The organism is Halosolutus amylolyticus (assembly GCF_023566055.1).
Lineage (GTDB): Archaea > Halobacteriota > Halobacteria > Halobacteriales > Natrialbaceae > Halosolutus > Halosolutus amylolyticus.
In genome coordinates this window covers 334,669-360,282 of the sequence record NZ_JALIQP010000002.1, presented here as the reverse complement: position 1 = coordinate 360,282, position 25,614 = coordinate 334,669, and the positions used below count along the sequence as shown (strand labels likewise).

Here is a 25,614-nt window from a genome sequence, read left to right as displayed (position 1 = left end):
ACTTCATCTTGGAAATTGCAGTGGGGGTATGTCGTTCCAGCTATCGGAGGAACAGCGGGCGATCCGTCGAACTGTCAGGGAATTCGGCGAAGCGGAGATCGAACCGGTCGCACGCGAGCACGACGAGAACCGCGAGTATCCGCACGACCTCGTCCAGCAGGCGGCCGAGATGGACCTCGTCGCGACCGGCATTCCGATCGAGTACGGCGGCGCGGGGATGGACCTGCTCTCGAGCGTCGTCGTCACCGAGGAACTGTGGCGCGCTGACCCCGGCATCGGGAGCGCGATCAGCAGTCGCGGCTTCGGCTCGACGATGATCGAGCGGTTCGGCGACGAGTGGATGAAAGACGAGTGGCTCCCGAAGATCGCGAGCGGTGACGCGGCGTGTGCGAGCGCGATCAGCGAGCCAGCCCACGGGTCGAACGTCGCCGGGATGGAAACGCGCGCAGAGCAGGATGGTGACGAGTACGTCCTCAACGGGAACAAGATGTGGATCACGAACGGAACGATCGCCGACGTCGCCGTAGTGATGGCCAAGACGGACCCAGGCGCGGGCCACGAGGGGATCACCGCCTTCCTCGTCCCGACGGATCTTGACGGCTTCAGCGCAGAGAAGATCGACAACAAGCTCGGCATCCGAGCGTCCGACCTCGCGGAACTGATCCTCGACGACGTCCGCGTCCCCGCGGAGAACGTCGTCGGCACCGAGAACGCGGGCTTCTACCAGCTGATGGACTTCTTCGCCGCCGGCCGGGTCAGCGTGGCCGCACAGGCGGTCGGGACCGCCCAGGCCGCGCTCGACGCGGCCCTCGAGTACGCCGGGGAGCGCGAGCAGTTCGACCAGCCGATCGCCGAGTTCCAGGCGATCCAGCACAAACTCGCCGAGATGGCGACGACCGTCGAGGCGGCGCGATCGCTCACCTACCGCGCCGCGACCTACGCGATGGACGGCGACGACCAGCTGGCCGCGAAGTTCGCCTCGATGGCCAAACTGTTCGCCAGCGAGCACGCGGTCGACGTCGCGGACGAGGCGATCCAGGTCCACGGCGGCGCGGGCTACGTCTCCGACCACCCCGTCGAGCGCTACTACCGGGACGCCCGTATCACGAAGATCTACGAGGGCACCAGCGAGATCCAGAAGAACATCGTCGCCGACCAGTTGCTATGACCGACCACGAAACCTGGAGCGACGGGCAGGAGACGGCGGCCGTAACGGTCGACGGACACGATCTGTCGGTCGCCTACCACGAGGACGGGCCGGGAGTCGCGAGCAAATCGGCCGGCGAGACCGAGGCGGACGCTGGCGACGAACCTCCCGTCGTCTTCCTCCACGGGATCCCGACCTGGTCGTTCCTCTGGCGCGATATCGTCCCGGCGATCGCCGAGGAGCGGCGGACGATCGCTCCCGACATGATCGGCTACGGCAACTCCGCGATGCACGACGGCTTCGATCGATCGATCCGCGCCCAGGAGCGGATGCTCGAGGACCTGCTCGCGACGCTCGACGTCGAGACGGTGTCGCTGGTCGCCCACGACATCGGCGGCGGGGTCGCGCTCCGCTTCGCGGCACACAACCCCGACAGAGTCGATCGGCTGGTGCTCTCGAACGCCGTCTGTTACGACTCCTGGCCCGTCGAGTTCGTCTCGAACCTGGGGTTGCCCGAGACGGCCGGCCTGGATCGATCTGAACTCGAGGCGCGCCTCGACTCGGCGTTCGTCGACGGTGCCTACGGCGAAGCCGACCCCGAGTTCGTCGAGGGGATGAAAGCGCCGTGGCTGACCGAGGAGGGCCACCGATCGCTCGTCCGGAACGCCGTCGCGACGAACACGAACCACACGACCGAAATCGACTACGGGGCGATCACGGCCGAGACGCTGTTGCTGTGGGGCGAGGACGACGTGATGCAGCCGTTCGCGTACGCCGAGCGACTGGCAGGGGATATTCCGGACACCGAAATCGAACCGCTGTCGGACGCCTACCACTGGGTGCCCGAGGATCGATCGGCCGCCTACGCCGATCGGCTCGCGGCGTTTCTGTCCGATCCGAACACATAAACGATGGAACCAACGAATTCACAGACGATGACCAGGGACGAAGCGCCGGACTGGGACTTCAAGGATCGGGACATCGCGATCCTCTGTGAACTCGCGGAGGATCCGCAACTCTCGTCTCGCGAGTTGACGAGCGTGCTGAAAGAGGACTACGACATCGACGTCTCGCACGTAACGGTCAGCGAGTCGATCCGCCGGATGCGCGACGAGGGCGTCTTCCGCGAGGCGATCATCCCCAACGAGGAGTACTACATCTTCGCGCTGTTCGAGTTCAAGTTCAACACGGAACACTTCGCCGAGAGCTGGTACGACGCGATGGAACACATCCGCCAGGACAAGCACACCCTCTTTTTCTTCCTCTCGGACGGCGAGTACCAGTGGAAGACGGTGATGATGTTCCGCGATCGCCAGCAGGTCTCGAAGTGGATCCACGACTGCTACAAGGAGTACGGCGACGTCATCGCGAACATCCGGAACTCGGCCGTCCACAACGTGCTCAAGTTCCGGACCGACCCCCGGATCTACGAGGACCTCGGGGAAGCACACGGCGAGCGGTAACCGGCCGCGTCGGCCGGCGATCGATCGTCGCTCTCGTCGCCGTGCTAGCGCACGAGCGTCAGCATCTCACACGAGAGCGCGGTTTCGTCCTCGTCGGTTACCAGGCGCGTCTCGTACCGGGCGACGCCGTTCGCGACGGGATGGTCCCGCGGCTCCTTCTCGATCAGTTCCGATTCCGCGTGTACCGTCGTCCCCATCGTGACGGGGGTCGTAAAGCGCATGCTGTCCACGCCGTAGAACGCGATCGTGTCCGGTCGCTCGTGACGGTGTTGCCACAGCAGGCCGCTCGCGATGCCGAACAGCAGGGCCCCGTGTGCGATCGGCTCCCCGAAGGGGGTCTCCTCGGCGGTGAACCGATCGCTCAGGTGGAGCGGGTTGAAGTCCCCGCTGACGCCCGCGTAGTTGCGCACGTCGGCCTCCGTGATCGTCCGCGAGTGGGTGACGACCTCGTGGCCGACCTCCAGATCGTCGAACGACAGCGTCTCGTCGGCCATCTCACTGTCCCTCGAACTCCGGTTCGCGGTCCTCGGCGAACGCCATCGTCCCTTCCATCACGTCGTCGGTGCCGATCAGGAGACCGAAGCCCTGGCTCTCCATCGCGAGCGCCGCCTCGAGGCTGGCGTCCTCGCCCTCGTTCATCACCTTCTTGGCGACCTCGAGGCCGATCGGCGGCCCGTTGCGCAGGTCGTCGACGAACTCCGCGACGACGTCGTCGAAGTCGTCGCGATCGACCGCCCGGTTGACGAGACCCCAGTTCTCGGCCCGATCGGCGTCGATGTGGTTCCCGCGGAAGACCAGCTCCTTCGCCCGGGTCTCCCCGAGGACGCGCATCAGGCGCTGGGTGCCGCCGCCGCTGGGGATCAGTCCGAGGCCGATCTCGGGCGCGCCGAAGGCGGACCGATCGGTCGCGAGCCGCAGGTCGCAGGCCAGCGCGAGTTCGAGGCCGGCCCCGAGGCAGTAGCCGTCGATCTTCGCGACGACCGGCCGCGGGAAGTCGTTGACCGTCTCGAAGGCGGGCGTGACGTCCATCGCGTCCGTCGGTTCGAGCGAGCCAAAGCCCGTGATGTCCGCACCGGCGCTGAACGCGCGATCGCCGGCCCCCTCGATCGTCGCACAGCGGATCTCCTCAGTGTCGACCGCGGAGAACAGGTCGTCGATCTCTCCGAGGAGATCCGCCGAGAGCGCGTTCATCCGGGAGGGCCGATCGAGTTCGACCTCGAGGACGCGGTCCTCGATCGTCGCGTTCAGGTAGTGATACCCCTCAAGCGCGCCGTCGCCGTCGTCGTACTCGTAGAAGCCCGCGCCCGCGTCCTCGCCGGTCGTGCCCTCGGCGACGAGTTCCTCGAGATACGGGTGCGGTTCGAACCGATCGTGGCCGGTCTCCTCGAGTCGCGTCTCCAGTTTCTCGAGGACGGTGTCGAGGCCGAGCTTGTCGCCCCGGCGACAGATCCCCTCGGGGAAGCCAAGCCCCAGCTGGACGCCGGTATCGACGGCTTCGGGGGTGGCGACGCCCTCGCCGACGAGGTACGCGGCGCGGTTGACCATGCGCGCCTCGACCTGGAGCGTGTCGAAGCCCTCCCCGTCACCGGGTTCGTAGTCGGGGCCGTCGCCGTCTGCCTGAGACGTCTCCGACGTCTCTCCGTCTTCGTAGTCGTAGTAACCCCTTCCGGTCTTGCGGCCGAGGTTCTCGTTCTCGACTTTCTCCTCGACGATCGGCGGCACGTCGTCGCCGGCCTCCTTGCGAACGTGATAGCCGATGTCGATGCCCGTCATGTCGGCGAGTTCGAACGGCCCCATCGGGTAGCCGCGCTGGTGGACCATCGCGGCGTCGGCCTGCCGGATCGTCGCGTCGCCCTCGGAGACCATCCAGGCGGGTTCGCCGCCGAACGGGCCGACGATCGTGTTCACGACGAAGCCGCGGACGTCCTTGCGGACGTAGATCGGCGTCTTGTCGATCGACTCGACCCACTCGTGGCCGGCCTCAGCGGCCTCGTCGCTGGTCTCCTCGCCGTAGATGACCTCCACGAGGTCCATCTTCACCGGCGGGTTGAAGAAGTGGAGACCGAGGACGCGCTCGGGGGTGTCGACGGCCTCCGCGATGTCCGTGATCGGCAGGCTCGACGTGTTGGTCGCCAGCAGGGTGTCCCCGTCCGTGTACTCCTCCAGATCCGAGAAAATGTCGTGTTTCAACTCCAGGTTCTCGGGCGCGGCCTCGACGACGAGGTCCGCGTCTTCGACGGCCGCCTCGAGATCGGTCGTGGTGTCGATCCGATCGAGGATCTCCTCGGCCGGTTCGTCGAGGCGGTCCTTCTCCGCGAGTTTCTCGAGGCTCCAGGCGATCCCCTCGTAGCCCTCCTCGATCAACTCGTCCTCGATGTCCCGCATCGTGACGTCGTAGCCGGCCATCGCGGCCACTTCGGTGATCCCGTGCCCCATGTTTCCCGCGCCGAGTACCGCGACGCGATCGATGGTCTCGTATGACATGGTCGCCACGTCGTCCGGTATCGTCTTAATACCACCGGACGATCATTACCAATGTTAAGAAATAGGTGGAGTGAAAGTCTAGAGCGTATTCTAGGATAGTTCTGGTCCAAACGTCGGTAATTTCGCACCGACCAGTCGGCCGGGACGGAGCCGGTCGGCGGCTCGTTACAGCGGTTCGTCGCCCTCGATGATTCGCATCGCCCGATTGGCCAGCGCCGGGACGCGATCCTCCATCTTCGGATACATCGGATCGTCGCTGTTGCCCTCGAGGTAGCGCCGGAAGAACATCTCCCCGAGCGCCGCGAGTTTGTAGACCGCGAGCGCGCGGTAGAACCGCTCGTGCTCGAACTCGTATCCGGTCCCGGCCTCCCAGCGATCGACCAGTTCGCGGCGGGTCGGGTATCCCTCGCGTTCCATGAACGTCGCGGTGAGCTCCGGCACCGTCGGCTCGGGGTCTTTCGCGTCCCGCCAGTAGGACAGCATCCAGCCGAGGTCGGCGCGCGGATCGCCGAGGGTGGCCATCTCCCAGTCGAAGACGCCGACTAACTCCGGCGACTCGTCGGGGCCATACATCACGTTGTCCAGCTTGTAATCGCCATGGACGAGCGTGTGCGGGTGCTCCTCGGGACAGTGCTCCTGGAGCCACGAGCCGACCTCGTAGAGGGCCGGCACCTCGCGCTCCTCGACGGTCACGTCGAACGCCCACATGAGTTGCTGGCCCCAGCGTTCGACCTGACGCTCGGTGTACCCCTCCGGATGGCCGAACTCCCCGAGACCGACGGCCTCGTAGTCGACGTCGTGGATCGACGCCAGCGTGTCGACCAGTTCCTCGCCGATCCGCTCGCGGGACGCGGGGTCGGCGAACCGATCGGGTTCTTCGAGCCGGAGGACGTCGCCCTCGAGCTGTTCCATCACGTAGAAGTCGCTCCCGATGACGTCGTGGTCCTCGCAGGCCAGCAGCGGCTCGGGGACGGGGACGTCCGTCTCGACGAGCGCGTTCGTCACCCGGTACTCCCGAAGGACGTCGTGAGCGGTGTCGGCGGTCTCGCCCGGCGGCGGTCGACGGATGACCAGATCCTGGTCGCCCCACGTCACGTACAGCGTCTCGTTCGAGTGGCCCTCCTCGTGGCGTTCGACCGCGTAGTCGTCGACCGATCCGAGGTGGTCTTCGAGGTAGGCCGCCAGTGCGTCCTCGTCGACGAGTCGCTCGTAGTAGTCCTCGCTCATGGCGCGCACCCGCGTCTCGTGACGGTACAGTCGGTCAGTACGGGCATCTCCGTCGGCGTCCGGTTCGTGATCGACATGAGTGTATGGTACTATCCCCACCCGCTTAACGAAAATAGTTACGCCGGAATCTTTATTTTACAATGTTCATCTAGGGTACGCTATGGAGTATCACGATAGCGATCGAGCCCGCGAGCTAGCCGCCGACGTCCGCGAATTCGTCGACGAGGTGGTGATCCCGGTCGAACGGGAGTGGCTCGGCGACGGACCCGTCCCGGACGACGTGATCGACGACCTGCGCGAGGAGGCCCGCGATCGGGACCTCTACGCGCCCCAGATTCCCGAGGAACACGACGGTCTCGGTCTCGAGTTCCGCGATGTCCTCCCGGCGTTCGAGGAGGCCGGCCGGAGTCTGCTCGGCCCGCTGGCTCTGCGGGTGGACGCCCCCGACGAGGGGAACATGCACACGCTCGAGATGGCCGGCACGGAGGCGCAGAAAGACCGGTGGCTCGATCCGCTGGTCGAGGCGGAGATTCACTCCGGGTTCTCGATGACCGAACCGATGCAGGGCGGTGGGTCCGACCCGAAGATGATCGAGACGACCGCGCGCAAGGACGGGGACGAGTGGGTCATCGACGGTCACAAGTGGTGGACGACCCAGGGCAGCGAGGCCGACGTGTTGCTCGTGATGGCCCGCACCGACCCGGACGCCCACCCCTACCAGGGGTGTTCGATCTTCCTCGTTCCCAGCGACGCCGACGGCGTCGAGTTCGAACGCGACATCCCCCACGTCGGCGGGGCGTTCCGCGGCGCGAGTCACGCCGAAATCGTCTACGACGGCGTCCGCGTCCCCGAGGAGAACCTGCTCGGTGCCGAAAACGCCGGTTTCGCGATCGCCCAGAAGCGCCTCGGTCCGGCGCGACTGACCCACTGTATGCGCTTCTCGGGGATGGCACAGCGATCGCTCGAGGTCGCGAAGGCGTACATGAACGAGCGCGAGGGGTTCGGAAGCAAACTGTCGGAGAAGCAGAGTCTGCGATACGACGTCGCCGAGGCCGAAACCCGGCTTCACGCCGCCCGGACGATGGTCCGCCACGCGGCCCGCGAGATCACGTCGGGGAACGAGGCGCGCGTCCCGGTCTCGATGGCGAAGGTATTCACCGCGAACGTCGTCCAGGACGCGGTCGACCTCTCGATCCAGTGTTGCGGTGGCAACGGGATCGGCAAGGACCTGCCGCTCGCGGACTTCTACGAGAACGTCCGCGCGTTCCGGATCGTCGACGGGGCCGACGAGGTCCACAAGCGCGTGATCGCCCGCGACGCCTTCGAGGACGTCGACGAGAGCGAACTCGACCCCGTGACGCGGTTCCGCGGCTAATTCCCTGACATCCACTGGACGCGAGGTGCGTGGAATAAACGCCTTTCGGACGAAATCGGCGGTAGCCGACCCTGGTCGAGTTGATCCTGACGGCGGACGGGCCATGCGGAGACGAATCTGGCGTACCTCCGGATGCAATGAAATATTGACGTGTTTCGAGCATATATTAGACATATGTCTAGAAATAATGCCACCAATCGCGAGTGATCACAAAACATTTACCGGAGAACTGTTCGCTTTCGCCTGATGGTCACGAATGAAAATCAGTTCCGTGTTGCCTGACTCGATCGGACGGCACCTCGACGACGCCGATCGATCGGGCGTCCACTACGAGTGCCGGCGGTGCGGAACGACGCTGTCGGACGATCGGGGGTCCTGTCCGGCCTGCGGGTCGGGGGACGTCGCGGCGATTCCGCTGTAGTCGTCAGGCGTCGCGATCGTCCTCTCCGTCGACGATGCCGAGGACTTCTTCCGGAGACTCGATACGATAGGAGACGGCCGGGCCGTCGTCGGCCCCGAAGGCGACGCCGTGCATGGCTATCTCGGCCGCACCGCGGACGTCGTGGGCGTACCGATCGCCGATCATCAGCGATCGCTCGGGCGCGGCCCCGGCTTTCTCGATCGCGGTTTCGAACATCGCGGGGTGAGGTTTGGTGCGGCCGACTTCCTCGGAGGTGGTGATCGAGTCGAAGTGGCGGCGAAGCCCGAAGTGCTCGAGCATTCCCTTGCCCTCGGCGTCGTCGACGTCGCTGATGACGCCGACGTGGAGGTCTCGCCCGGCGAGGCGTTCGATCGTCTCCGGCGCGCCGGGGACGGGGTCGATCGACGCCCGGACGGCCTCCCGGAAGGGCGGTTTCCACTCGTCCATCGGTACTTCCTCGCCGACGATGGCTTCGATTCCCCGGTGGTAGCCCTCGCGGGCGGCCCGGAACTCCGTGCCGTCGCGCTCGCGAAAGTAGTCACCGACGGTCGTGCGCCAGATTTCGATCGCCTCCTCGATGGTGCGATCGACGTCGTGGCGTTCGAGCAGGTCGGCGACGAAGTCGGCGTGGGCGGCCTGGACGGACTCGAGTTCCAGGATCACGCCGCCGATGTCCCAGAAGACGGCCTCCCACTCGTCGGGGTGCGCCGGCGGGTCCGGGGGACGGACCCGGTTTTCGGTCCCGCCGTCGGCCATCAGTCCGCCCTCCGGATCGTCGATCGATCGACCTCGTCGACGCTCGCACAGCCCGCGAGGCCGACGGTGAGGTCGAGATCGGCGAGCAGGTTCTCGAGGACTGCACGGACGCCGTCCTCGCCGCCGATGCCCAGGCCGTAGGCGTAGGGCCGCCCGAGCAGGACCGCGTCGGCACCCAGTGCGACCGCGCGAACGACGTCGCTCCCGCGGCGGATGCCGCTGTCGAACAGCACGGTCGCGTCGTCGCCGATTTCGTCGACGACTTCCGGTAACGCTTCGAGCGCCGGGATCGCGCCGTCGACCTGCCGCCCGCCGTGGTTCGAGACGACGACGCCGTCCATGCCATGCTCGACGGCCTTCCGGGCGTCGTCGGGGTGGAGCACGCCCTTGAGGACGATCGGCAGGTCCGTGTGCTCGCGCAGGAATTCGAGGTCGTCCCAGGTGAGGGAGGCGTCGCCGAAGCAGTCGATGAACGATTCCAGCGAGGCTTCGGGATCGGCCCAGGGATTATCGGTGTCGAGCCGATCGAGAAAGGCCTCGTCCTCGAAGTAGTTCCGGATGCCCTGGCCCGCGAGGAAGGGGAGGTAGGCGAGTTCGACGTCGCGCTCGCGCCACCCCATCTTCGGCGTGTCGAGCGTGACGACGATCGCGTCGTAGCCCGCCGCCTCCGCGCGTTCGAGGAAGCTCGCCGCGACGTCCCGATCGGCGCTCCAGTAGAGCTGGAACCAGTCGGGCCCGTCGCCGAGTTCGTCTGCGACCTCCTCCATCGTGTACGACGAGACGGAGCTACAGATCATCGGCACGTCGAGGTCGCTGGCGGCTCGCGCGACCGCCAGTTCCGCGTCGTCGTGGAGGATCGACTGGACGCCGATCGGTGCCAGCATCACGGGCGCAGGAAGTTCCTGTCCGAAGAGTTCGACCCCCAGATCGCGCTCGGAGACGTCCCGCAACATTCGCGGGACGATCTGCCACTCGTCGAAAGCCCGATCGTTGGCCTCGACCGTCGACTCCGAGCCCGCGCCGCCCGCGACGTACGCGAACGCCTCCTCGTCGAGTTCCTCGCGGGCGCGCTCCTCGAGGTCCTCGTAGGAAACGGGGAACTCGGGGGGCTCTCCCTCGAGCATCCCGCGACGATACACCTCCTCCTGCCTGTTCGGTCCGTACTGCGGATTGTCTGCTGTCATGGGTGTGCTCGTAGACGGTCCCCGCCCGGTCCGGGCCGGTCGACCGCGGTCTACGTGTGCGTATTGCTGACAGTAGCCGGCCACGTACTTAACAACACGCCATCCAGACCCATCTTTATTAACAGTGTCTGCATACTGGCTGTTGGTGCTAACAATGGTAACAACAGTCCCGGTTTCGGGTGATCGCGCGTGAGTACCGACCAGTTCGGCGTCGACGGCGACGTCGCCATCGTGACCGGCGCCTCGAGCGGCATCGGCGAGGGAATCGCGGAGACGTTCGCCGACAACGGCGTCGACGTCGTCATCTGCTCGCGCGAGCAGGAGAACGTCGATCCTGTCGCCGATCGGATCACCGAGAGCGATCGGCCCGGTGAGGCGCTGGCGATCGAGTGCGACGTGACCGATCGCGAGGCGGTCGACGCGCTCGTCGAGGCGACCGTCGAGGAGTTCGGCGGCCTCGACGTGCTGGTCAACAACGCCGGCGCGTCGTTCATGGCGGGCTTCGACGACATCTCGGAGAACGGCTGGAAGACGATCGTCGACATCAACCTCCACGGCACGTACAACTGTCTACAGGCCGCCGAGGAGCACCTCAAAGACGGCGGCGGCACCGTGATCAACTTCGCGAGCGTCGCCGGCACGCAGGGCTCGCCGTACATGAGCCACTACGGCGCGGCCAAGGCGGCCATCGTCAACCTCACGACGACGCTCTCCTACGAGTGGGCCGGCGACGGCGTCCGCGTCAACTGCATCGCGCCCGGGTTCGTCGCGACCGAGGGCGTCGAGAGCCAGATGGGTATCTCTGCGGACGAGGTCGATCGGACCGAGGTCGAGCGCCGGATGGGCACCGTCGAGGAGATCGCGGACCTGACGCAGTTCCTCGCGAGTCCGGCCTCCTCGTACATCGTCGGCGAGACGATCACCGCCCAGGGCGTCCCCCGGATCGAAGAGACGCCCGAAATATGACCGATCGAGACGTCCACCTCCCGGTCGCGGCACAGCCGACGGTCGACTCCCTGGTCGATTACGCCCGACGAGCAGAGGACGGCGGCTACGACTGCGCGTGGCTCCCCGAGACGTGGGGTCGGGACGCCGTCACCGTCCTGACGGCGATGGCCGAGCGGACCGACGCGATCGAGATCGGATCGAGCATCGTCAACACGTACTCGCGATCGCCGGCCCTCCTGGGCCAGACGGCCGCGACGCTCCAGGAGGTCGCTGACGGCCGGTTCCGTCTCGGCCTCGGCCCGAGCGGTCCCGTCGTGATCGAGAACTGGCACGGAATGGAGTACGGCAACCCGCTCAGGCGAACCCGCGAGACGGTCGAGATCGTCCGCCAGGTGCTCTCCGGCGAGCGGGTCGAGTACGACGGCGACGACTTCTCACTGTCGGGCTTTCGACTCCGGTGTGATCCGCCCGACCCCGTCCCGCCGATCGAGGTCACGGGGATGGGGCCGAAGGCCGTCGAACTCGCCGGCCGGTTCGGCGACGGCTGGCACGGGATCATGCTCACCCCCGACGGCGTCGCGGAGCGCCTCGACGACATCGAGCGCGGCGCCGACCTCGGCGACCGGGATCCCGACGACGTGACCGTCACCGCCGGCGTCACCTGCTGTGCGCTCGACGATGCCGATCGCGCTCGGGACCTCGCGCGCCAGCACGTCGCCTTCTACGTCGGCGGGATGGGTACGTTCTACCGCGACGCGCTCGTCCGGCAGGGGTACGACGAGGCCGCCGAGATCCACGACGCCTGGCAGGAGGGCGATCGCGAGCGCGCGCTCGACCTGCTGACCGACGACCTGCTCGACGACCTCTGTGCCGTCGGCGACCCCGAGACCGCTCGCGAGGCGCTCGAACGGTACGAGGCCGTCGACGGGATCGACGCGATCGCGGTCAGTTTCCCGCGCGGTGCCGACGAGGACGAGATCGAGGCGACGATGGACGCGCTGGCTCCGGACGCGTCCTGACGCCGGGCTTCCACCCCACTCTTCGACGGACGTCTCCGACAGCTACAAACCGCAGATCGTCCCAGTTCGTCGTATGCCTGGGAAGGTCGGCCCGGACGACTTGCTCGCGCACGTGTTCGATCGGACGGGAAGCGCCGCGGACGACGAGACGGTTCGACTGGGGCCAGCCTACGGCGAGGACGCCGCCGCGATCGACTGGCCCGGCGACGGCTCCGACACGCTCGTCGTCAGTTCCGACCCGATCTCGCTCGCGGCGGAGGGGGTTGGCACGCTCGGCGTCGCCGTCGCCTGTAACGACGTGGCCGCCTCGGGTGCCGATCCGCGCTGGCTTACGGTCGTCATCTTGCTCCCGGACGCGGACGCACCGCTCGAGACGATCACCGACGACCTGGACGCGGCCGCCCGCGACGTCGGGGCCTCGATCGTCGGCGGGCACACGGAGTACGTCGATCAACTCGATCGGCCGCTGCTCTCGCTGACGGCGATGGGCGCGACCGACGCGTTCGTGCCGACCGGCGGCGCCGAACCCGGCGATCGGATCCTGCTGACCGAGGCCGCCGGCATCGAGGGGACGGCGATCCTCGCGGCCGACTTCGGGAGTGACCTCGACGTCGACCCGGGGACACGCGAGCGGGCCGAGGCCTTCCTCGAGGAGATCAGCGTCGTGCCGGACGCGCGCGTCGTCCGCGAGTACGCGACGGGGATGCACGATCCCACGGAGGGCGGCGTCGCGGCCGGACTCGTCGAACTCGCACGCACCTCGGACGTTCGTCTCGAGGTGGAGCGGAAGGCCGTCCCGGTCCGGCCCGAAACGGAGCGACTCTGCGAGGCGGCCGAGGTCGATCCGCTTCGCATCTTCGGCTCCGGGGCCCTGCTCGCGACCGTCCCGGCGGAGTCGGTCGAAGCGGCGATCGACGAACTCGCGGACGCTGGCATCGAGGCCGCGGAGATCGGCACCGTCCGGGCTGGAGAGCCGGAACTCGTCCTCGACGGGGAGTCGATCGTCGACCCGGTCGAGGACGACCTCTACCCGCTCTGGGCCGCGGCGGACGCGGCCGACTGACGAGCGGGCGACCCGAGCGCCGCGTCGATCGTCGCGTTCGCGAGGACCTGTTCGGGCACGAGGACGACGTCCGCCCCGGCCCGTTCGAGCGCGCCGATCGCCTCGCGGTCCGCGACGGCGACGATCCGGGCGTCCGTGGCGTCCCGTGCGGTCAGTACGGCGTAGCTATTGCTGGCGGCGTCGTCCGTCGCGGCGAGGACGACGTCGGCGTCGTCGATTCCCGCTCGATCGAGCGTGGCTCCGTCGGTCGGATCGCCGACCGTCACGTCGACGTCGCGATCCTCGAGCGTCGCGACGGCCTCGTCGTCGCTCGTCACGACGCCGATCGACGTCGACTGCGCGGCGAGCGCGTCGAGGATGGGCGCGGCCCGCTCGTCGTAGCCGAGGACGACGATTCTGGGTGCGTTCCGATCGGCGACAGTCGCTACCCCCCGCCCGGTCCGCGAGAGGCGGCGATCGAGCATCGGCCCGAACAGGCTCCCGGCCGCGACGGCGACCGTCGCCGGCCCGAGCAGGACCAGCGAGGTGGCGAACAGGCGTGCGCCCTCGCTCGCCGCGTGTACATCGCCGTAGCCGACCGTGGTCGCAGTCACGAGGGTGAAGTAGACGGCGTCGGCGACGGTGTGCAGTTCGTCGAACTCACTGCGCAGCGCGTAGGCGCCGACCGTGCCGTAACAGAAGACGCCGACGATCGTCACCAGGCTCCCGAGTTGCGTCGGCGTCAGCCCGCTCGATCGCGTGAACCGATCGCTCGTGACCAGGAGGAGGACGAAACCGCCGGTCGCGGTGACGACGAGCGGGATCGACAGCGGCCGGAACTGGGCGACGCCGTGGACGGCCTCGAGCGCGACCAGGACCGTCGCCGCGACGTAGGCGACCCTGAAGCCGCGGTGCATTCCCCAGGCGGTGACCAGCAGCGTGAACCCGAGGACGGTCCCGCTGAACTCGGCAACGGCCTGGATCACACCGAGCGTGCCGGTCGCGCCGACGGACGGTTCGGTCGGGATCGAGAGGATGCCGGTCGCGATCGAGACGAGTGCGATGGTGACGACGATCCAGACGGCGACGGGAGCCCCGTGTCGTCGAACGCGGTCGAGCATAGCGATTCCACCACGCCGACGGCAGTAAATCCCCGCCAGCAACACCGCGAGCTACCCGCTCTTCTCGTCCTGACGATCGTCGGCGTCGCGACCCCTCTCGTGGTGTCTCTCGACGGGGTCGTCGATCCCGTCGCCGTGACGGCCCTCGCCGGCCGCGAAGCGATCGGCGCCCTCGACCGCCGTCTCGAGCGCGCGACGGCCGTGCCAGGCCTCGATCTGTAGCCCCTTTTCGATCGGTTCGCCGAGTCCCTCGTACAGCGCCGCCCGGTCCGTCCGCACGGTCGTCTGGGGGAACGCCGCGATCCGCTCGCCGAGTTCGATCGCCGTTTCGAGGGCCGCACCGTCGTCGACGACCCGGTTGACCAGCCCCCATTCCCGCGCTTCGGCCGCGTCGACGGGCCTCCCGGTGAGGATCATCTCGAGGGCCCGGCCCCGGCCGACGATCCGGGGCAGCCGCTGGGTCCCGCCGTCGACCAGCGGGACGCCGAACCGCCGCTCGAAACAGCCGAACGTCGCCCCCTCGCCGGCGACCCGGAGGTCACACCACAGCGCCATCTCGAGACCGCCGGCGACGCAGTGGCCCTCGACGGCGGCGATCGTCGGCTTCGCGACCTGCATCCGGGTGAACCCGAGCCAGCCGTCGTCACCGTCCTCCAGGTCCATCTCCTTCAGGTCGGCCCCGGCGGAGAACGTCTCCTCGTCGCCGGTCAACACGCCGACGAGCGCGTCCTCGTCGTCGTCGAACCGCCGCCAGGCGTCGCCGAGTTCGATCGCCGTCTCGCGATCGATCGCGTGTTTCGCCCCGGGTCGATCGATGCCGATCACCGCGACTGGGCCCGTCCGATCGTACGTGACCATACGTCCCGTCTCCGCGGCCGGATGGAAATAGCCTCGGCCGCGATCGAGCCAGCCGTCGACGCCACTCACCGGACCTCACCTGCGACGAAACCGGTCGCTGGTGCCCGAATGCGCGTGCCTGCTACTTATTGACGTGGAGCGATCGCTGGGGGTATGGCGACGATCGCATACGAGCGGCCGGACGGAACGGCCGAGGAGACGGTCGACGCCGGGAACATCACCGACTCCGGAAAGGTCCAGGGCCTCCGGATCAAACTCGAGGACGAGAGCTTCATCCACGTCCCGTACACCCGGATCTACTGGGTGCGGATGAGCGAGGAGGAGGGCAAGGTGAACTATAGTAGCCACTGAAACGATTCACACACTGATCGCAAAGCCGCCTTGCGATCAGGTGTGCATTGACTTTCAGTGGCTACTATACTCCTCGGCGTAGGGCTCAGGTCGCGTCGACGAGCAACGTGTTCAGCGCGTCGGGAACGACGAGCACCTCGCTCCCGGGGTCGATCGCGTCCGCCACGTCGTCTTCAGCGTGCATGAGACACTCTTCGACGACCGCCGGCGCGTCGCTGTTCGTGACGTAGCAGTCGTGATCGCGGAGCACGCGAGCCACGACGAACGCGCGCTGGGCGCCGGGTTCGTACCCCTCGCGCATCGTCTCGTAGAGCGACTCGGCGTCGTCGGCCTCGCGCAGTCGCCGGTAGAACCGTTGCTCTCCCATCCCGACACCGGCCCCTTCGGGGAGCGCGGCGGGGACGACGAGTCGTCCACTTTCGCGAAGCGGGTTCCGATCGCCCAGCGCGACGTACGTCGCCCCCCGCGTCGCCTGGTAGAGGTTCGCGTCCTTCGGCGCGCCGACGCCGCAGACGACGGCGTCGAAGTCGCGATCGATCGGGACCGAGAGCGCCTCGCGGGCGATCGATGCGAGTTCGCGCACGATCCGCCGCCCCTCACCGGCCCGGACGCCGAGCACACCTGCGGGGCCGTGGGTGAGGTTGAGCGAGAAGTCGAGACCCAGCAGGTCCCCCGCCGCGTCGATCGTCTCGCGGAACGGGTTCCCCTCGACGCGGCCGAGTCGAACGCCGTCGCGGGCCAGCATCTCGGGGCCGTGCGTGTACCTGATCAGCGACTCGCTCCCTGCACCGATCGCGACCGTCTTCGCGCCGCCGCTGAAGCCGGCGTACTGGTGGGGTTCGACGACGCCCGTCGAGAGCACCGCGTCGGCGTTCGCGACGGGGGCGCCGATCTCGACCGGAACGTCGTCCTCGCCGACCGTTCCTACCTGTACGACCGACTCGGGGTCGTGATTGACCGCCAGATCGGCGTGTGGGCCGAGCATCGCCTCGATCTCCTCGTCAGTCATCGGACGATGGAGTCCGAGTCCGATCACGACCGTCACTTGCTCGCGACCGATTCCGGCGTCCGCGAGCCGATCGAGCAAGACGTCCAGCAACACGTCGTCCGGCGCGGTACGGGTGACGTCGGTGACGACGATCGCGACCTCGTCGGCCGGGTCGACGCGATCGGCGAGCGACGGGCCGAGCGGATCGTCGAGTGCGCGCTCGGCGGCCGTCCGAACGTCGACGGTCTCGCCGCCCGGGGGGTCGGCGATCGTCACGTCACAGTGATCGAGGCGTGGCTCGATCGTCCCGTCGCCCAGCGGGAGTTCCATGGGCGGACTTCGTCGGCCAGTGGAAAAAGTCCCGCTCTCGCCGATCAGCGCGAGGCGTCGAGGGGGCCGATCGCGAGGCGGCCGACCGCGGCGGGGGCCAACAGGATGGCGACGAAGAGGGCGGCGTTGACGGCGACGATCGCCGCGGGGGCGAGGAGGTTCGAAAGGAGCGATCCGACGATCGATTCGAGGGCGACGCCGGCGCCGATGGCCGTTCCCCCGACGGCAACGAGGACGCCGCCCTCCAGGCGCGATCGAAGGTCGGGAAGCGACCCGAGGCGCGTCGAGGCCAGTACGCCGCCCAGACTCCCGCCGAGCGCGACCAGGGCGTCGGGGTCACCGCCGGTGACGAGAACGGCCGGAACCCCGAGGACGGCACCGAGTGCGAACCCTCGGCGCGGTTCGCCGTCGACGACCGCGTGGACCGCGAGCAGGAAGCCAAGACCGACCAGCGCGCCGACGATCACGTCGCCCAGATAGTGGAGGCCGAGGACGACCCGCGAGAGCGAAACGAGTGCGATCACGACCCCCGTGGCGGCGATTGCGACGGGGTCCCGGTACCGATCGAAGGCGAGTAACAGGCCCCCGTAGACGAGCGATGCCGCGAACGCGTGGCCGCTGGGAAAGCCGTACGGGTCGCCGTCGTAGGCGATCAGGTAGACGTCTTCCGGCGGTCGCGGGAGTCCGATGAGCGTCTTGAGAACGAGGATGAAGCCGACGCCGGCGACCGCGTAACTGACGACGAGCGCCGCCTCGCGACGGCGCGTGAGCCAGTACAGCACGGCGAGGACGATCATCAGTACCGCCGCGCCGCCGAACTCCGTGATGGCGACGGCCAGGTCGACCCACGCCTCGGGAAACGCCTCCCTGATCGCGGCGCTCGCTTCCTCGAGTCGCATTCCGTCCGAACGTTCAACGCCCGGAACGAAAACGTATCGATCGATCGGCGTCCGCCGGTGCTCCGATCGCGACGCGCTCGCCGTCGCTCACCGCCTGGCCCACTCGAGCATCCGCTCGTAGACGGGATCGGTCGCGAGCGCCTGCGAGTCGCCGACGAGTACCAGCGCGCGCTTGGGTCGGGTGAGCGCGACGTTGATCCGCCGGTAGTCCTCGAAGATCGGACCTTCGAGCCGTCCCGTCGCCGTGAAGGAGACGACGATCACCTCCTGGCTCGATCCCTGGAACCGATCGACGGTGTCGACGGCGACGTCCGCGGGCACGTGGCTCGAAATCTCCGATACCTGCGCCCGGAAGGGCGCGATGACGCCGATCGACGATCGATCGAGGCCGGCCGCCTCGTATCGCTCGATCAGGTCGGCGATGCGGGCCGCCTCCTCGCTGTCGGTGTACTGGCTGCGGTCGCCCCCGACCTCGACGAACGTGACGGGATCTTGCAGTTCGGCGGGAAGGTCCTCGCGGGAGACACACGCGAGGTCGTCCAGCGTCCGCGCGGCCACCTCGGGTTCGGCCGGCCGGAGTTCCCCGTCGTAGAACTCCGTCGACGCGAACGCCTGGATGCGCTGGTTCATCCGGTACTGCCGATCGAGCATCACGCTGGCATCGGGATGCAGGTCGACCAGTCGCTCGAACAGCGACTCCGTGAGGTCGTTCTCGGCCCGCACGACCGGCGGCAACTGCTCGTGGTCGCCGACGAGCACGAACCGATCGGCGAGGTTGATCGCCGCGTAGGTCCCCGGTTCGGTCAACTGGCCGGCCTCGTCGACCAGCGCGACGTCGAAGGCCTGTTCTTTCATCACCCGCGAGCCGCAGGTGGCGGTGGTCGCGGCGACGACCTGCGCGTCCTGCAGTTTCGCGACGCGGTCTTCCGGATCGCCCGCCTGCTCGAGCCGGTAGGGTTCCATGTCGTCGCGAACGCCGCTCTCGGAGCCGACGCGGACGATCCGCTCTTCGTCGACGACGCTATCGAGTTGGTCGAGCAGCGCTTCCAGCGCGTTGTCGACCGCGCGGTTCGTAAACGCCGACAGCAGGACGCGTTCGCCGCGCTCGACCATCGCACGGATGGCGCGAGCGATCGTGTAGGTCTTCCCGGTACCCGGCGGGCCGTGGATCAGCGCGCAGTCACGAGCGCCCACCGCCTTGGTCACGGCCTCGTTCTGCGCGTCGTTGTTGTCGATGAACGTCTCCTCGATCGGTCCGAACTCGGGATCTGCTCTCCCGAACAGGATGTCCTTGCGCCGATCGTCGCCCTTCAGCAGGCAGTCGTGGAGTGCGACGAGGAGCCGATCGGTCGTCAGTTCGGAGGGGTAGACGTCGAGGCGCGTGACTTCGACGGCTTCGTCGGCTGTCAGGACGACCTCGTCCTCCTCCAGCCGTTCGATGCGGGCCAGTTCCGACTGGCCCCGGACCGGGTGGCCGTCGCTGGCCAGCACGAGGTCGCCCTCGCGAAGCTTCGAGGTCGCACCGCCCTCCCGGCGAGCCCGGAGTTCCCAGCGACCGCCGTCGAGTTCGCGCTTCGCCTCGAACCGGAGGTCGATCAGCGCGCGATCGTCGTCGGCCCGCTCCTGGGCGTCTTGCTCCCAGAGTTTGGCGTACTCGTGGTGGACCTCGCGGCGCTCCTCCTCGATCGCCCGGTAGAACCGATCGAAGTAGTCGCGCTCCTCCGCGGGCAGGGGCTGTCCGATCCCCCCGGCCTTCGACTCCTGGTCGAGTCGGCCCGAGACGACCATGCAGGTGTCCTGTTCGAAACAGTACTCGCACTTCGCGTCGCCTTCGTAGCCGGTCGGGACGTCGCCCGCGATCTCCATCGCCGCGATCTCGTTTCGCAGGCGGACGACGAACTTCAGGAGGCCGTCGCCCATCGAGAACTCCTTGGCCGGGGTGAGGTCGCCCGTCTCCTCGTTGCGATCGAGCACGGAGTTCTTCGTGTACAGCAACGTGCCGGTGTCGACGTCCCCGCCGTGTTCTTCGAGCAGGAGCGCGTAACAGGCGGCCTGCACCTTGTCCTTGAATCGGGGGTCTTTCTTCAGGTTCTTCCCCGTCTTGAGTTCGACGGGTGCGCCGCGCCGGATGGCGTCGGCTCGGCCCCGTATGCCGAACGTCTCGCTGATAAGCAACTGTTCGGACCGCCAACTGTCTTCTTCCGTCAATCGGCCCTGCTCGAGCCATCCTTCGATCGCTCTGGCGTTCTCGCGGACCTCCTCGGCGACGGCGTCCGCCGGTTCGCCCAGCAGGCCCAGATCGAGGCCGTGTTCCTCGACGCGGGCGTCGATCGACTCCTCGAGGTCCCGACCGCGGAGCAGGTCGCCGAACACCTCGTGGACGATCGTCCCTTTCACGACGGGGTAGTTCAGCGGCACTCCCGACAGCTTGTTCAGGTAGTAGAGGCGGGGACACTCGACCCAGTTCCGGATCGCCGTCACGTTGACGAGGAAACTGGGCTCGACGACGACGTAGGAGTCCCCCGTCGTCGCGTACTGGGTCTCGCCCCGGTACTCCTCTTCTTTGGCGTCGGTCACCAGGAGTTCCATTCCCGGTTCGAGCAACTCCGCTGACTCGGTCCACTTGTTCCAGAGGGTGACCGTCGTGGGATCGTGGCCGCCGCCGGGCGGGGCCCGTGTCGCCGCTCGACCGGTCCCCGTAGCGTCGTCCGCTACGACTAGCGGGACTTCGGCGAGGTCGCTCTCGCCGTACTGGGTCGACACCGATCGAACCTCGACCTCGCCCGCGACGGTTCCGCGTACGTGCACGGCTACTCGTCACGGGCGAGCAGTCAAAAACGCTATCGGTCGTCGACGGGTCAGGGGCCGGTGCGATCACCCCATCGTAATCCCGGATTACCCCGGCCGGAACGGCCACCGCCGATGGAACGGTCGATACGGCTTTTCAGCGCACGCGGCGTAGCGCCCGCTGCATGAGTGACTCGAATCGCGACGATCGACGGACGGATTCGCCCACCGACGCGACCGACGACCGGACGACGAAAACGGGGGCCGACGTCGACTCCGGTACTGGCGTCGGCGATCGCGACGACCCGGGACGCGATCACCGCGACGAGTCGACGCGGATCGCGTCCGAAGAGCGGCGGCGCAAAACGTCGCTGGTCAGCCTGATCGTGGCCGTCCTCGGCGCGTGGGTCGCCGTGTCGGTACTCATCTACGACGTGGCGGCGGCGACGCTCTGGAACAACCTCCTCGTCGGCGCCGTCGTCTTCATCGCCGCCGGCTACAACTACTACCGGCTCACCAACGACGTGCCGCTGAGCGTCGGCGGTGCCGCGCTGGTCGCGCTGCTTGGAATCTGGTTGATCATCGCACCGGCACTGCTCGGGATGGGTACTGGCGCGTTCTGGAGTACGCTGGTTACCGGGCTGCTGATCGCGGGACTGGCCGGCTACAACGCCTACGAGGCACGCGAGGCCCGAACGGTCGCGACCGAACCCGAACCGGGGGCACCCTGATACGGACTGGTCAGTTCGCGGGCCCGAACTCGGACTCGAGCGTTCGACGGTGGTGCTCGGCAGCGTGATGCCCGGTAGCGACGACGGCGAACGCCACCATCGCGACGGCGAAGGCGATGGCGACGATCGGCGAGACGCCGTTTACGTAACTGTTGAGCAGTTGGCCGGCAGCCAGTGACAGCGGACCGAACAGGAGCAGCGAACTCGTCGTCGGATCGGCACGAAACAGTTCGACGAGAGTGGGTATTGGACCGAGATCCATAGGAAATCGTCAGTTGAACTATCTCCTGATGCCGATATTATATTCCTTTTGGATCGATTTTCTGAACCTCATACCATCATAAATTACAATACCGTTTCATTTAGTGTTTGTATATGTGAAATTACATCCGAAGAAACAATTTATATTTCACATATTCCAAGTAGGATCATAATGATGGGTGCCTAGTGGGGGGTCGTTAGTCGTAGGCTCGAAGTCATCCGTATCCGGCGATTTCGGATCCGGAGGGGGTCGAGTATCGAATGACGAGTCGCCGTATCCCCGGTCTCGGGGGAGACCACACCGAGAGTCCGGGCGCTCGTGCCGCCAGCCCGCAGGTCGGGCTGGTACTGCTGTTCGGGATGGTCTTTCTCGGTGCGGCACTGGTGTTCCTCACGGGATCGATCGCGCTCGACGCCGTCGAACAGCAGTCGACGAACGAACAGCTGGAACAGGAGATGCAACAGCTCCGGAACGATATCGAAACGGCGCAGTTAGGCGGGCAGACGACGGTCGAAGACGTCGAGGTCGTCACGGAGGGAACGATCACGCTCACGATCAACGGGAAATCGACGAAATCGATGGATATGGGTTCGATGCACAAATCGGAGGGCGGAACGACACACGCGTACCAGGCCGGTGGCATCTGGCGTCAAACCGACAGCGGGTCCCGGCTGGTAAGCGAACCCCAGATCTCGCACACGAAGACGCCGGTCGAAACCGGCGAAGAGATCTGGACGATCGAACTGCCGCCGTTCGAGATCGAGTCCGTGGACGGGACGGAGTCCGGCGATATGTCCGTTTCCTACGCGAACCGGGGTACCAAACAGGAACTCCTCGAGGGGCTGGACGAGGACGAACGCGTCGAGACGCTCACGATCGAGATCGAGGACAGTCCGTACCACGACGCGTGGTATCGGTTCCTGCAGAGCGAACTCGGCGGTCCCAGTACCGTCGATCACGACCCGGACGATCGGACAGTCAAAGCGACGAACGTGCCGCTCGGGACGATCGAGAAGACCGATCACACGGATCCGAACTGGATCGTGCAGCTGCTCGACGAGGGAACGATCGATCCGCCGGCCGGTGTGTACAGTTCCGCCGAATCGATGAAACTCCAGCAGGTGTACGTCGATAGTTACGATTCCAGCACGGGCCCGTACGATCAATCTGCGCGAACGAACGGGACGATAATGGCCTCCGGTGACGTGGACCTGCAAGCCGGTACGACCGTTGACGGGACCGTGTTTGCGGGCGGCACCGTCGATATACGCAGCGGGCATACGGAGGTAACCGGCCCACCACCCACCGAGGGGTGGGACGGGTACCACGAACCCGACGACATGACGGCGACACTTTCGGAGATCGTTTCCGGCGTCCGAAGTGCACACGATACGTCACCGGCGATCGAAGAACCCGACGTCGACGGCGGGACGACCGAACTCGACGACGGCGTCTACTATCTCGATTCGGGAACGGTCTCCGGCGACCTGACCCTGGACGTTTCGGACGGTCACGTCGTCGTCGTGGTCGACGACGAACTGACGATCGACGGCGACGTGACGGTCGAGGGCGTCGACTCCGGCTACGAGGCCCACTGGATCACGACCGACCGGATTACGATCGGCGACGAGGGAAGCGTCACGGTGGCAGGCGATCGGGCACCCCAGCACTGGTTCCACACGCTCGCGAGCGACGAGTCGTCGATCGAGGGCGAGACGTTCACCGGCGTTCTGTACACGCCCGGGACGAGCATCGACATCAATGGGAACGGCATCGAGGTCTACGGTGGCCTCGTCGGAGACGTCGAAGTACGGGGTACGGGTGCGCACAACCGCGTCAGTTTCGACGAAGATCTCGCCCCACGAGACGCGAACATCACCACCGAAGACGGCACCGCGACCAGCCACCAGGACTTCGACGCGACGGTTACGTTCCTCGATTCGGACTTCGCGACGCCGCCCGCGCGAGTCGGCTCTTTCCCCGTCGATCGAGAACTTACGACCGTCGAGAACCCGGACGACGACCTCGACTCGATCGGGTTCTGGCAGACGGCCTCGAGCGGTGCCGACGATCATGCCGGCGGCTTCACGCAGGCGGCCAGTAGCGTCACCGGCGGTGGCGGCTGGTTCGGGTGTGGTTGGTACACTTCGTGTTCGGATGATCAGGAGTTACACGGGCTGGCGGGTGACGAGGTGACGGTCAACGTCGAAACCGACGAAGGCGTTGATACAGACGTCACACTGTCGGGACACGGCCTCAGTGAAACCGGGTCGGATACCGAACCGATCGTCGCGGAACTTCCCGAAACGGGATCGTACTCGCTCGAGATCGAGACCGATTCCGAGACGGAATACGACGTCGAGGTCGAGACCTCTCGCTCCGAGTACACCTACGAGGAAGTCGAGTATGAGGGAACCCAGTACGACACCGTGGTACTCGAGACGAGCGCCGCGGACACCGATTACGTCGTCGAAGTCCTCGATCCGCAGGGACGGGTGATCGCGATCGACGAGGCGACGGGAACGAACACGCTCACCTACGACGGAAACGCGCTCGGCACACACACGATTCGCGTTTCCAGTTCCGGGTCGGAGCCGTTCGAGTACGACCTGACGCTCAAGCGAACGCGGATCCAGGAGGGTGCGAACGTCATGCGCCAGTCGCCGATCGAGGCCACGATGATCTTCGAGCAGGAGGACGGGGCGCAGATCACGGAGCCAATGACACCCGACACCGACCTCGAGGCGGAAAGCGATCGCAACATGCAACCTCGGTGGGAGAACGACATGAACCACCCCGCCGTCGACTATCCCAACACGTACGAGTTCGAGGACCTCCCTGCGAACACGACGTTCACCGTCGAGGTGTCCTACCGCGAGCAGGCCTGCTCCAGGAGTAGCTTCGCCGGGACGAGTCGCACGCCCGAGGGAACGCCCTACGAGAACGATCCGATCTTCGAACTCGGCTGCGGGGAGGGAGCCGGCGGGAACTTCCAGGAGAACGTCAACGCGATCGAACTCCTCGAGGAAGAGGCCTACGACGACGAGCAGTTCCACCGCGTTCGCGCGCTCGAAGACGGCGACCCCGTGCCGCCGATTCAGCCGATCGAAGGTCAGCGGACGCTCCAGGACATGCTCGGGCCCTATCTCCGGAACTCCGAGACGGGCGAGACGGAGTACGAACTGGACCTCCAGCCGACCGAACGGATGTTCGTCTTCGAACTCGCCGGCCATGCCTACGAGGGCTGTAACCGGAACCAGTACGACCCCAAATCGTGGGGCTGGCAGTGTGGGCTCGATCACGAGGACGACGTTCCGTCGTACAACGACGTGGTCGTCCTGTTCGAGATCGAACCCACGGAGTCCGAGGGTAACGGCGACGGGGACGGAGACGCGCCGACCATCCGACCGCCGGACGCGGAGACGGACGAGGACTACCGCTACGCGATCCAGATGGACGGTGGCGTCATCACCGTCGAAGGTGACTGAGAACGGGGCTCACGGCCATCTGGGCGGTAGCATCGAAACGGTCCCAGCGTGATCGGACTCTCGTACCGTTCCGGTCCGTTCGTTCCAACCGATACGTTCTTTCCGTCCGCGTTACAACGACCTCCTATGCGGATTCGCGAGTGGCAGGACATCCTCGAAGACGTCACCGAGCGGGACGGAGACCCCGAGGACTGGCGGGCCGTCGCCGGTGACCGGGCCGGCGGCGTCGGCGAAGACATGTACCTCGCGCATCCCCGCGCCGGGGTCTTCTTCCTGAAGACCTACGCGAAGAACCCCTTCGAGGTTCGCGGCGTCGGCACGCAAGTCGCCCGGAAACTCGACGACGAGATCGGGGCGTTCATGCCCCGGGAGGAGTCCGGCGGACGGTTCGCCGTCCAGTCGCCTCCCGAGGACGAGGACCACGCCGAGACCGTCTCGAAGCGACTCGAGACTGTCCTCGAGACGCACTCCGACGCCCCGACCCGCCCCCAGGACCTCTTCGACGACGTGATGGAAGCCCTCGAGAGCCCCGCGTTCGGTCCGATGGAGTACGACCAGTACGATCGACCGGACGAACTCGACAACCTTGCCGATCGGTTCGAGGAGGCCGACGAACTGCTGGACGCGGAACTCGAGGACCTCATCGAGACCGACGAGGTCGATCGCGGCTTCATGTGACGGCCCGGCCTGCGCTTGCGTCCGATGGGCCTTTGGGAGCGGACTCCGACACTCA

Annotated in this window: 23 protein-coding genes; 12 read left to right on the top strand and 11 right to left on the bottom strand. The window is 66.8% G+C overall.

The features are described from left to right. The first annotated feature begins 28 nt into the window (after positions 1-28). From MUN73_RS08190 to MUN73_RS08180, 3 genes are read left to right on the top strand one after another with little or no spacing between them, the layout of a single operon-like run. The gene (locus MUN73_RS08190) at positions 29-1,168 is read left to right on the top strand and encodes an acyl-CoA dehydrogenase family protein (protein ID WP_250139971.1); all 1,140 of its coding nucleotides are present in this window, start codon (positions 29-31) and stop codon (positions 1,166-1,168) included. Next, a complete protein-coding gene (locus MUN73_RS08185; protein ID WP_250139970.1) occupies positions 1,165-2,055 on the top strand; it encodes an alpha/beta fold hydrolase in 891 nt (296 codons plus the stop codon). Before MUN73_RS08190 ends, MUN73_RS08185 begins: the two co-directional genes overlap by 4 nt. Before the next feature lie 27 nt (positions 2,056-2,082). Further along, a complete protein-coding gene (locus MUN73_RS08180) occupies positions 2,083-2,610 on the top strand; it encodes an Lrp/AsnC family transcriptional regulator (protein WP_250139969.1) in 528 nt (175 codons plus the stop codon). Between the two features lie 44 nt (positions 2,611-2,654). On the opposite strand, the gene MUN73_RS08175 is transcribed toward MUN73_RS08180, so the two are convergent. The 3 genes from MUN73_RS08175 to MUN73_RS08165 form a co-directional block, all read right to left on the bottom strand. Then, positions 2,655-3,104 carry a MaoC/PaaZ C-terminal domain-containing protein gene (locus tag MUN73_RS08175; protein WP_250139968.1) on the bottom strand — a complete coding sequence of 150 codons (450 nt, stop codon included), beginning with the start codon at positions 3,102-3,104 and terminating at the stop codon, positions 2,655-2,657. Position 3,105: 1 nt separating this feature from the next. After that, entirely contained in the window at positions 3,106-5,094 is a 1,989-nt protein-coding gene (locus tag MUN73_RS08170) for a 3-hydroxyacyl-CoA dehydrogenase/enoyl-CoA hydratase family protein (protein WP_250139967.1), read from the bottom strand. Positions 5,095-5,259: 165 nt separating this feature from the next. Further along, entirely contained in the window at positions 5,260-6,321 is a 1,062-nt protein-coding gene (locus MUN73_RS08165; RefSeq protein WP_250139966.1) for a phosphotransferase family protein, read from the bottom strand. Between the two features lie 160 nt (positions 6,322-6,481). Here MUN73_RS08165 and MUN73_RS08160 point away from each other — a divergent pair, with 160 nt between their 5' ends. Further along, positions 6,482-7,696, top strand: a complete 1,215-nt coding sequence (locus MUN73_RS08160) for an acyl-CoA dehydrogenase family protein (RefSeq protein ID WP_250139965.1) — start codon at positions 6,482-6,484, stop codon at positions 7,694-7,696. Positions 7,697-7,952: 256 nt separating this feature from the next. Next, positions 7,953-8,117, top strand: a complete 165-nt coding sequence (locus MUN73_RS08155) for a hypothetical protein (protein WP_250139964.1) — start codon at positions 7,953-7,955, stop codon at positions 8,115-8,117. Between the two features lie 3 nt (positions 8,118-8,120). Here the strand turns inward: MUN73_RS08155 and MUN73_RS08150 are convergent, their stop codons facing one another. Continuing rightward, positions 8,121-8,873 (bottom strand): HAD family hydrolase, encoded by a 753-nt coding sequence (locus MUN73_RS08150; protein WP_250139963.1) that lies wholly within the window; start codon positions 8,871-8,873, stop codon positions 8,121-8,123. Further along, positions 8,873-10,057 carry a lactate 2-monooxygenase gene (locus MUN73_RS08145; protein ID WP_250139962.1) on the bottom strand — a complete coding sequence of 395 codons (1,185 nt, stop codon included), beginning with the start codon at positions 10,055-10,057 and terminating at the stop codon, positions 8,873-8,875. The genes MUN73_RS08150 and MUN73_RS08145 overlap by 1 nt, the downstream gene beginning before the upstream one ends. Positions 10,058-10,246: 189 nt before the next feature. Here MUN73_RS08145 and MUN73_RS08140 point away from each other — a divergent pair, with 189 nt between their 5' ends. The 3 genes from MUN73_RS08140 (at position 10,247) to MUN73_RS08130 (ending at position 13,087) form a co-directional block, all read left to right on the top strand. Next, the gene (locus tag MUN73_RS08140; protein ID WP_250139961.1) at positions 10,247-11,023 is read left to right on the top strand and encodes an SDR family NAD(P)-dependent oxidoreductase; all 777 of its coding nucleotides are present in this window, start codon (positions 10,247-10,249) and stop codon (positions 11,021-11,023) included. After that, on the top strand, positions 11,020-12,024 hold the full coding sequence (locus tag MUN73_RS08135; RefSeq protein WP_250139960.1) for a TIGR04024 family LLM class F420-dependent oxidoreductase: 1,005 nt from the start codon (positions 11,020-11,022) through the stop codon (positions 12,022-12,024). The genes MUN73_RS08140 and MUN73_RS08135 overlap by 4 nt, the downstream gene beginning before the upstream one ends. A gap of 73 nt (positions 12,025-12,097) precedes the next feature. After that, on the top strand, positions 12,098-13,087 hold the full coding sequence (locus MUN73_RS08130; protein ID WP_250139959.1) for an AIR synthase family protein: 990 nt from the start codon (positions 12,098-12,100) through the stop codon (positions 13,085-13,087). Here MUN73_RS08130 and MUN73_RS08125 read toward each other — a convergent pair. Both MUN73_RS08125 and MUN73_RS08120 read right to left on the bottom strand, forming a co-directional pair. After that, positions 13,051-14,187, bottom strand: coding sequence for an NAD-binding protein (locus tag MUN73_RS08125; RefSeq protein ID WP_250139958.1), 1,137 nt, complete (start codon positions 14,185-14,187; stop codon positions 13,051-13,053). The genes MUN73_RS08130 and MUN73_RS08125 overlap by 37 nt on opposite strands. 51 nt (positions 14,188-14,238) lie before the next feature. Beyond that, positions 14,239-15,045 carry a crotonase/enoyl-CoA hydratase family protein gene (locus tag MUN73_RS08120; protein WP_250139957.1) on the bottom strand — a complete coding sequence of 269 codons (807 nt, stop codon included), beginning with the start codon at positions 15,043-15,045 and terminating at the stop codon, positions 14,239-14,241. A 153-nt stretch (positions 15,046-15,198) separates the two neighbouring features. Here MUN73_RS08120 and MUN73_RS08115 point away from each other — a divergent pair, with 153 nt between their 5' ends. Then, positions 15,199-15,396, top strand: coding sequence for a hypothetical protein (locus tag MUN73_RS08115; RefSeq protein WP_250139956.1), 198 nt, complete (start codon positions 15,199-15,201; stop codon positions 15,394-15,396). Positions 15,397-15,481: 85 nt separating this feature from the next. On the opposite strand, the gene MUN73_RS08110 is transcribed toward MUN73_RS08115, so the two are convergent. From MUN73_RS08110 to MUN73_RS08100, 3 genes are all read right to left on the bottom strand, one after another. Beyond that, positions 15,482-16,714, bottom strand: a complete 1,233-nt coding sequence (locus MUN73_RS08110; protein WP_250139955.1) for a lactate racemase domain-containing protein — start codon at positions 16,712-16,714, stop codon at positions 15,482-15,484. A 44-nt stretch (positions 16,715-16,758) separates the two neighbouring features. Beyond that, positions 16,759-17,613: a phosphatase PAP2 family protein gene (locus tag MUN73_RS08105; protein ID WP_250139954.1), complete on the bottom strand. Its 855-nt coding sequence runs from the start codon at positions 17,611-17,613 to the stop codon at positions 16,759-16,761. 87 nt (positions 17,614-17,700) lie between these two features. Next, the gene (locus MUN73_RS08100; protein WP_250139953.1) at positions 17,701-20,421 is read right to left on the bottom strand and encodes an AAA domain-containing protein; all 2,721 of its coding nucleotides are present in this window, start codon (positions 20,419-20,421) and stop codon (positions 17,701-17,703) included. A 164-nt stretch (positions 20,422-20,585) separates the two neighbouring features. Between MUN73_RS08100 and MUN73_RS08095 the strand changes: the two genes are divergently transcribed. Then, positions 20,586-21,131: an SPW repeat protein gene (locus MUN73_RS08095; protein ID WP_250139952.1), complete on the top strand. Its 546-nt coding sequence runs from the start codon at positions 20,586-20,588 to the stop codon at positions 21,129-21,131. A 10-nt stretch (positions 21,132-21,141) separates the two neighbouring features. Here MUN73_RS08095 and MUN73_RS08090 read toward each other — a convergent pair whose 3' ends face one another. Further along, positions 21,142-21,393, bottom strand: a complete 252-nt coding sequence (locus MUN73_RS08090) for a hypothetical protein (RefSeq protein WP_250139951.1) — start codon at positions 21,391-21,393, stop codon at positions 21,142-21,144. Between the two features lie 260 nt (positions 21,394-21,653). Between MUN73_RS08090 and MUN73_RS08085 the strand changes: the two genes are divergently transcribed. Continuing rightward, a complete protein-coding gene (locus MUN73_RS08085; RefSeq protein WP_250139950.1) occupies positions 21,654-24,881 on the top strand; it encodes a DUF7289 family protein in 3,228 nt (1,075 codons plus the stop codon). A gap of 126 nt (positions 24,882-25,007) precedes the next feature. After that, positions 25,008-25,559, top strand: coding sequence for a hypothetical protein (locus MUN73_RS08080; protein WP_250139949.1), 552 nt, complete (start codon positions 25,008-25,010; stop codon positions 25,557-25,559). Positions 25,560-25,614 lie beyond the last annotated feature (55 nt).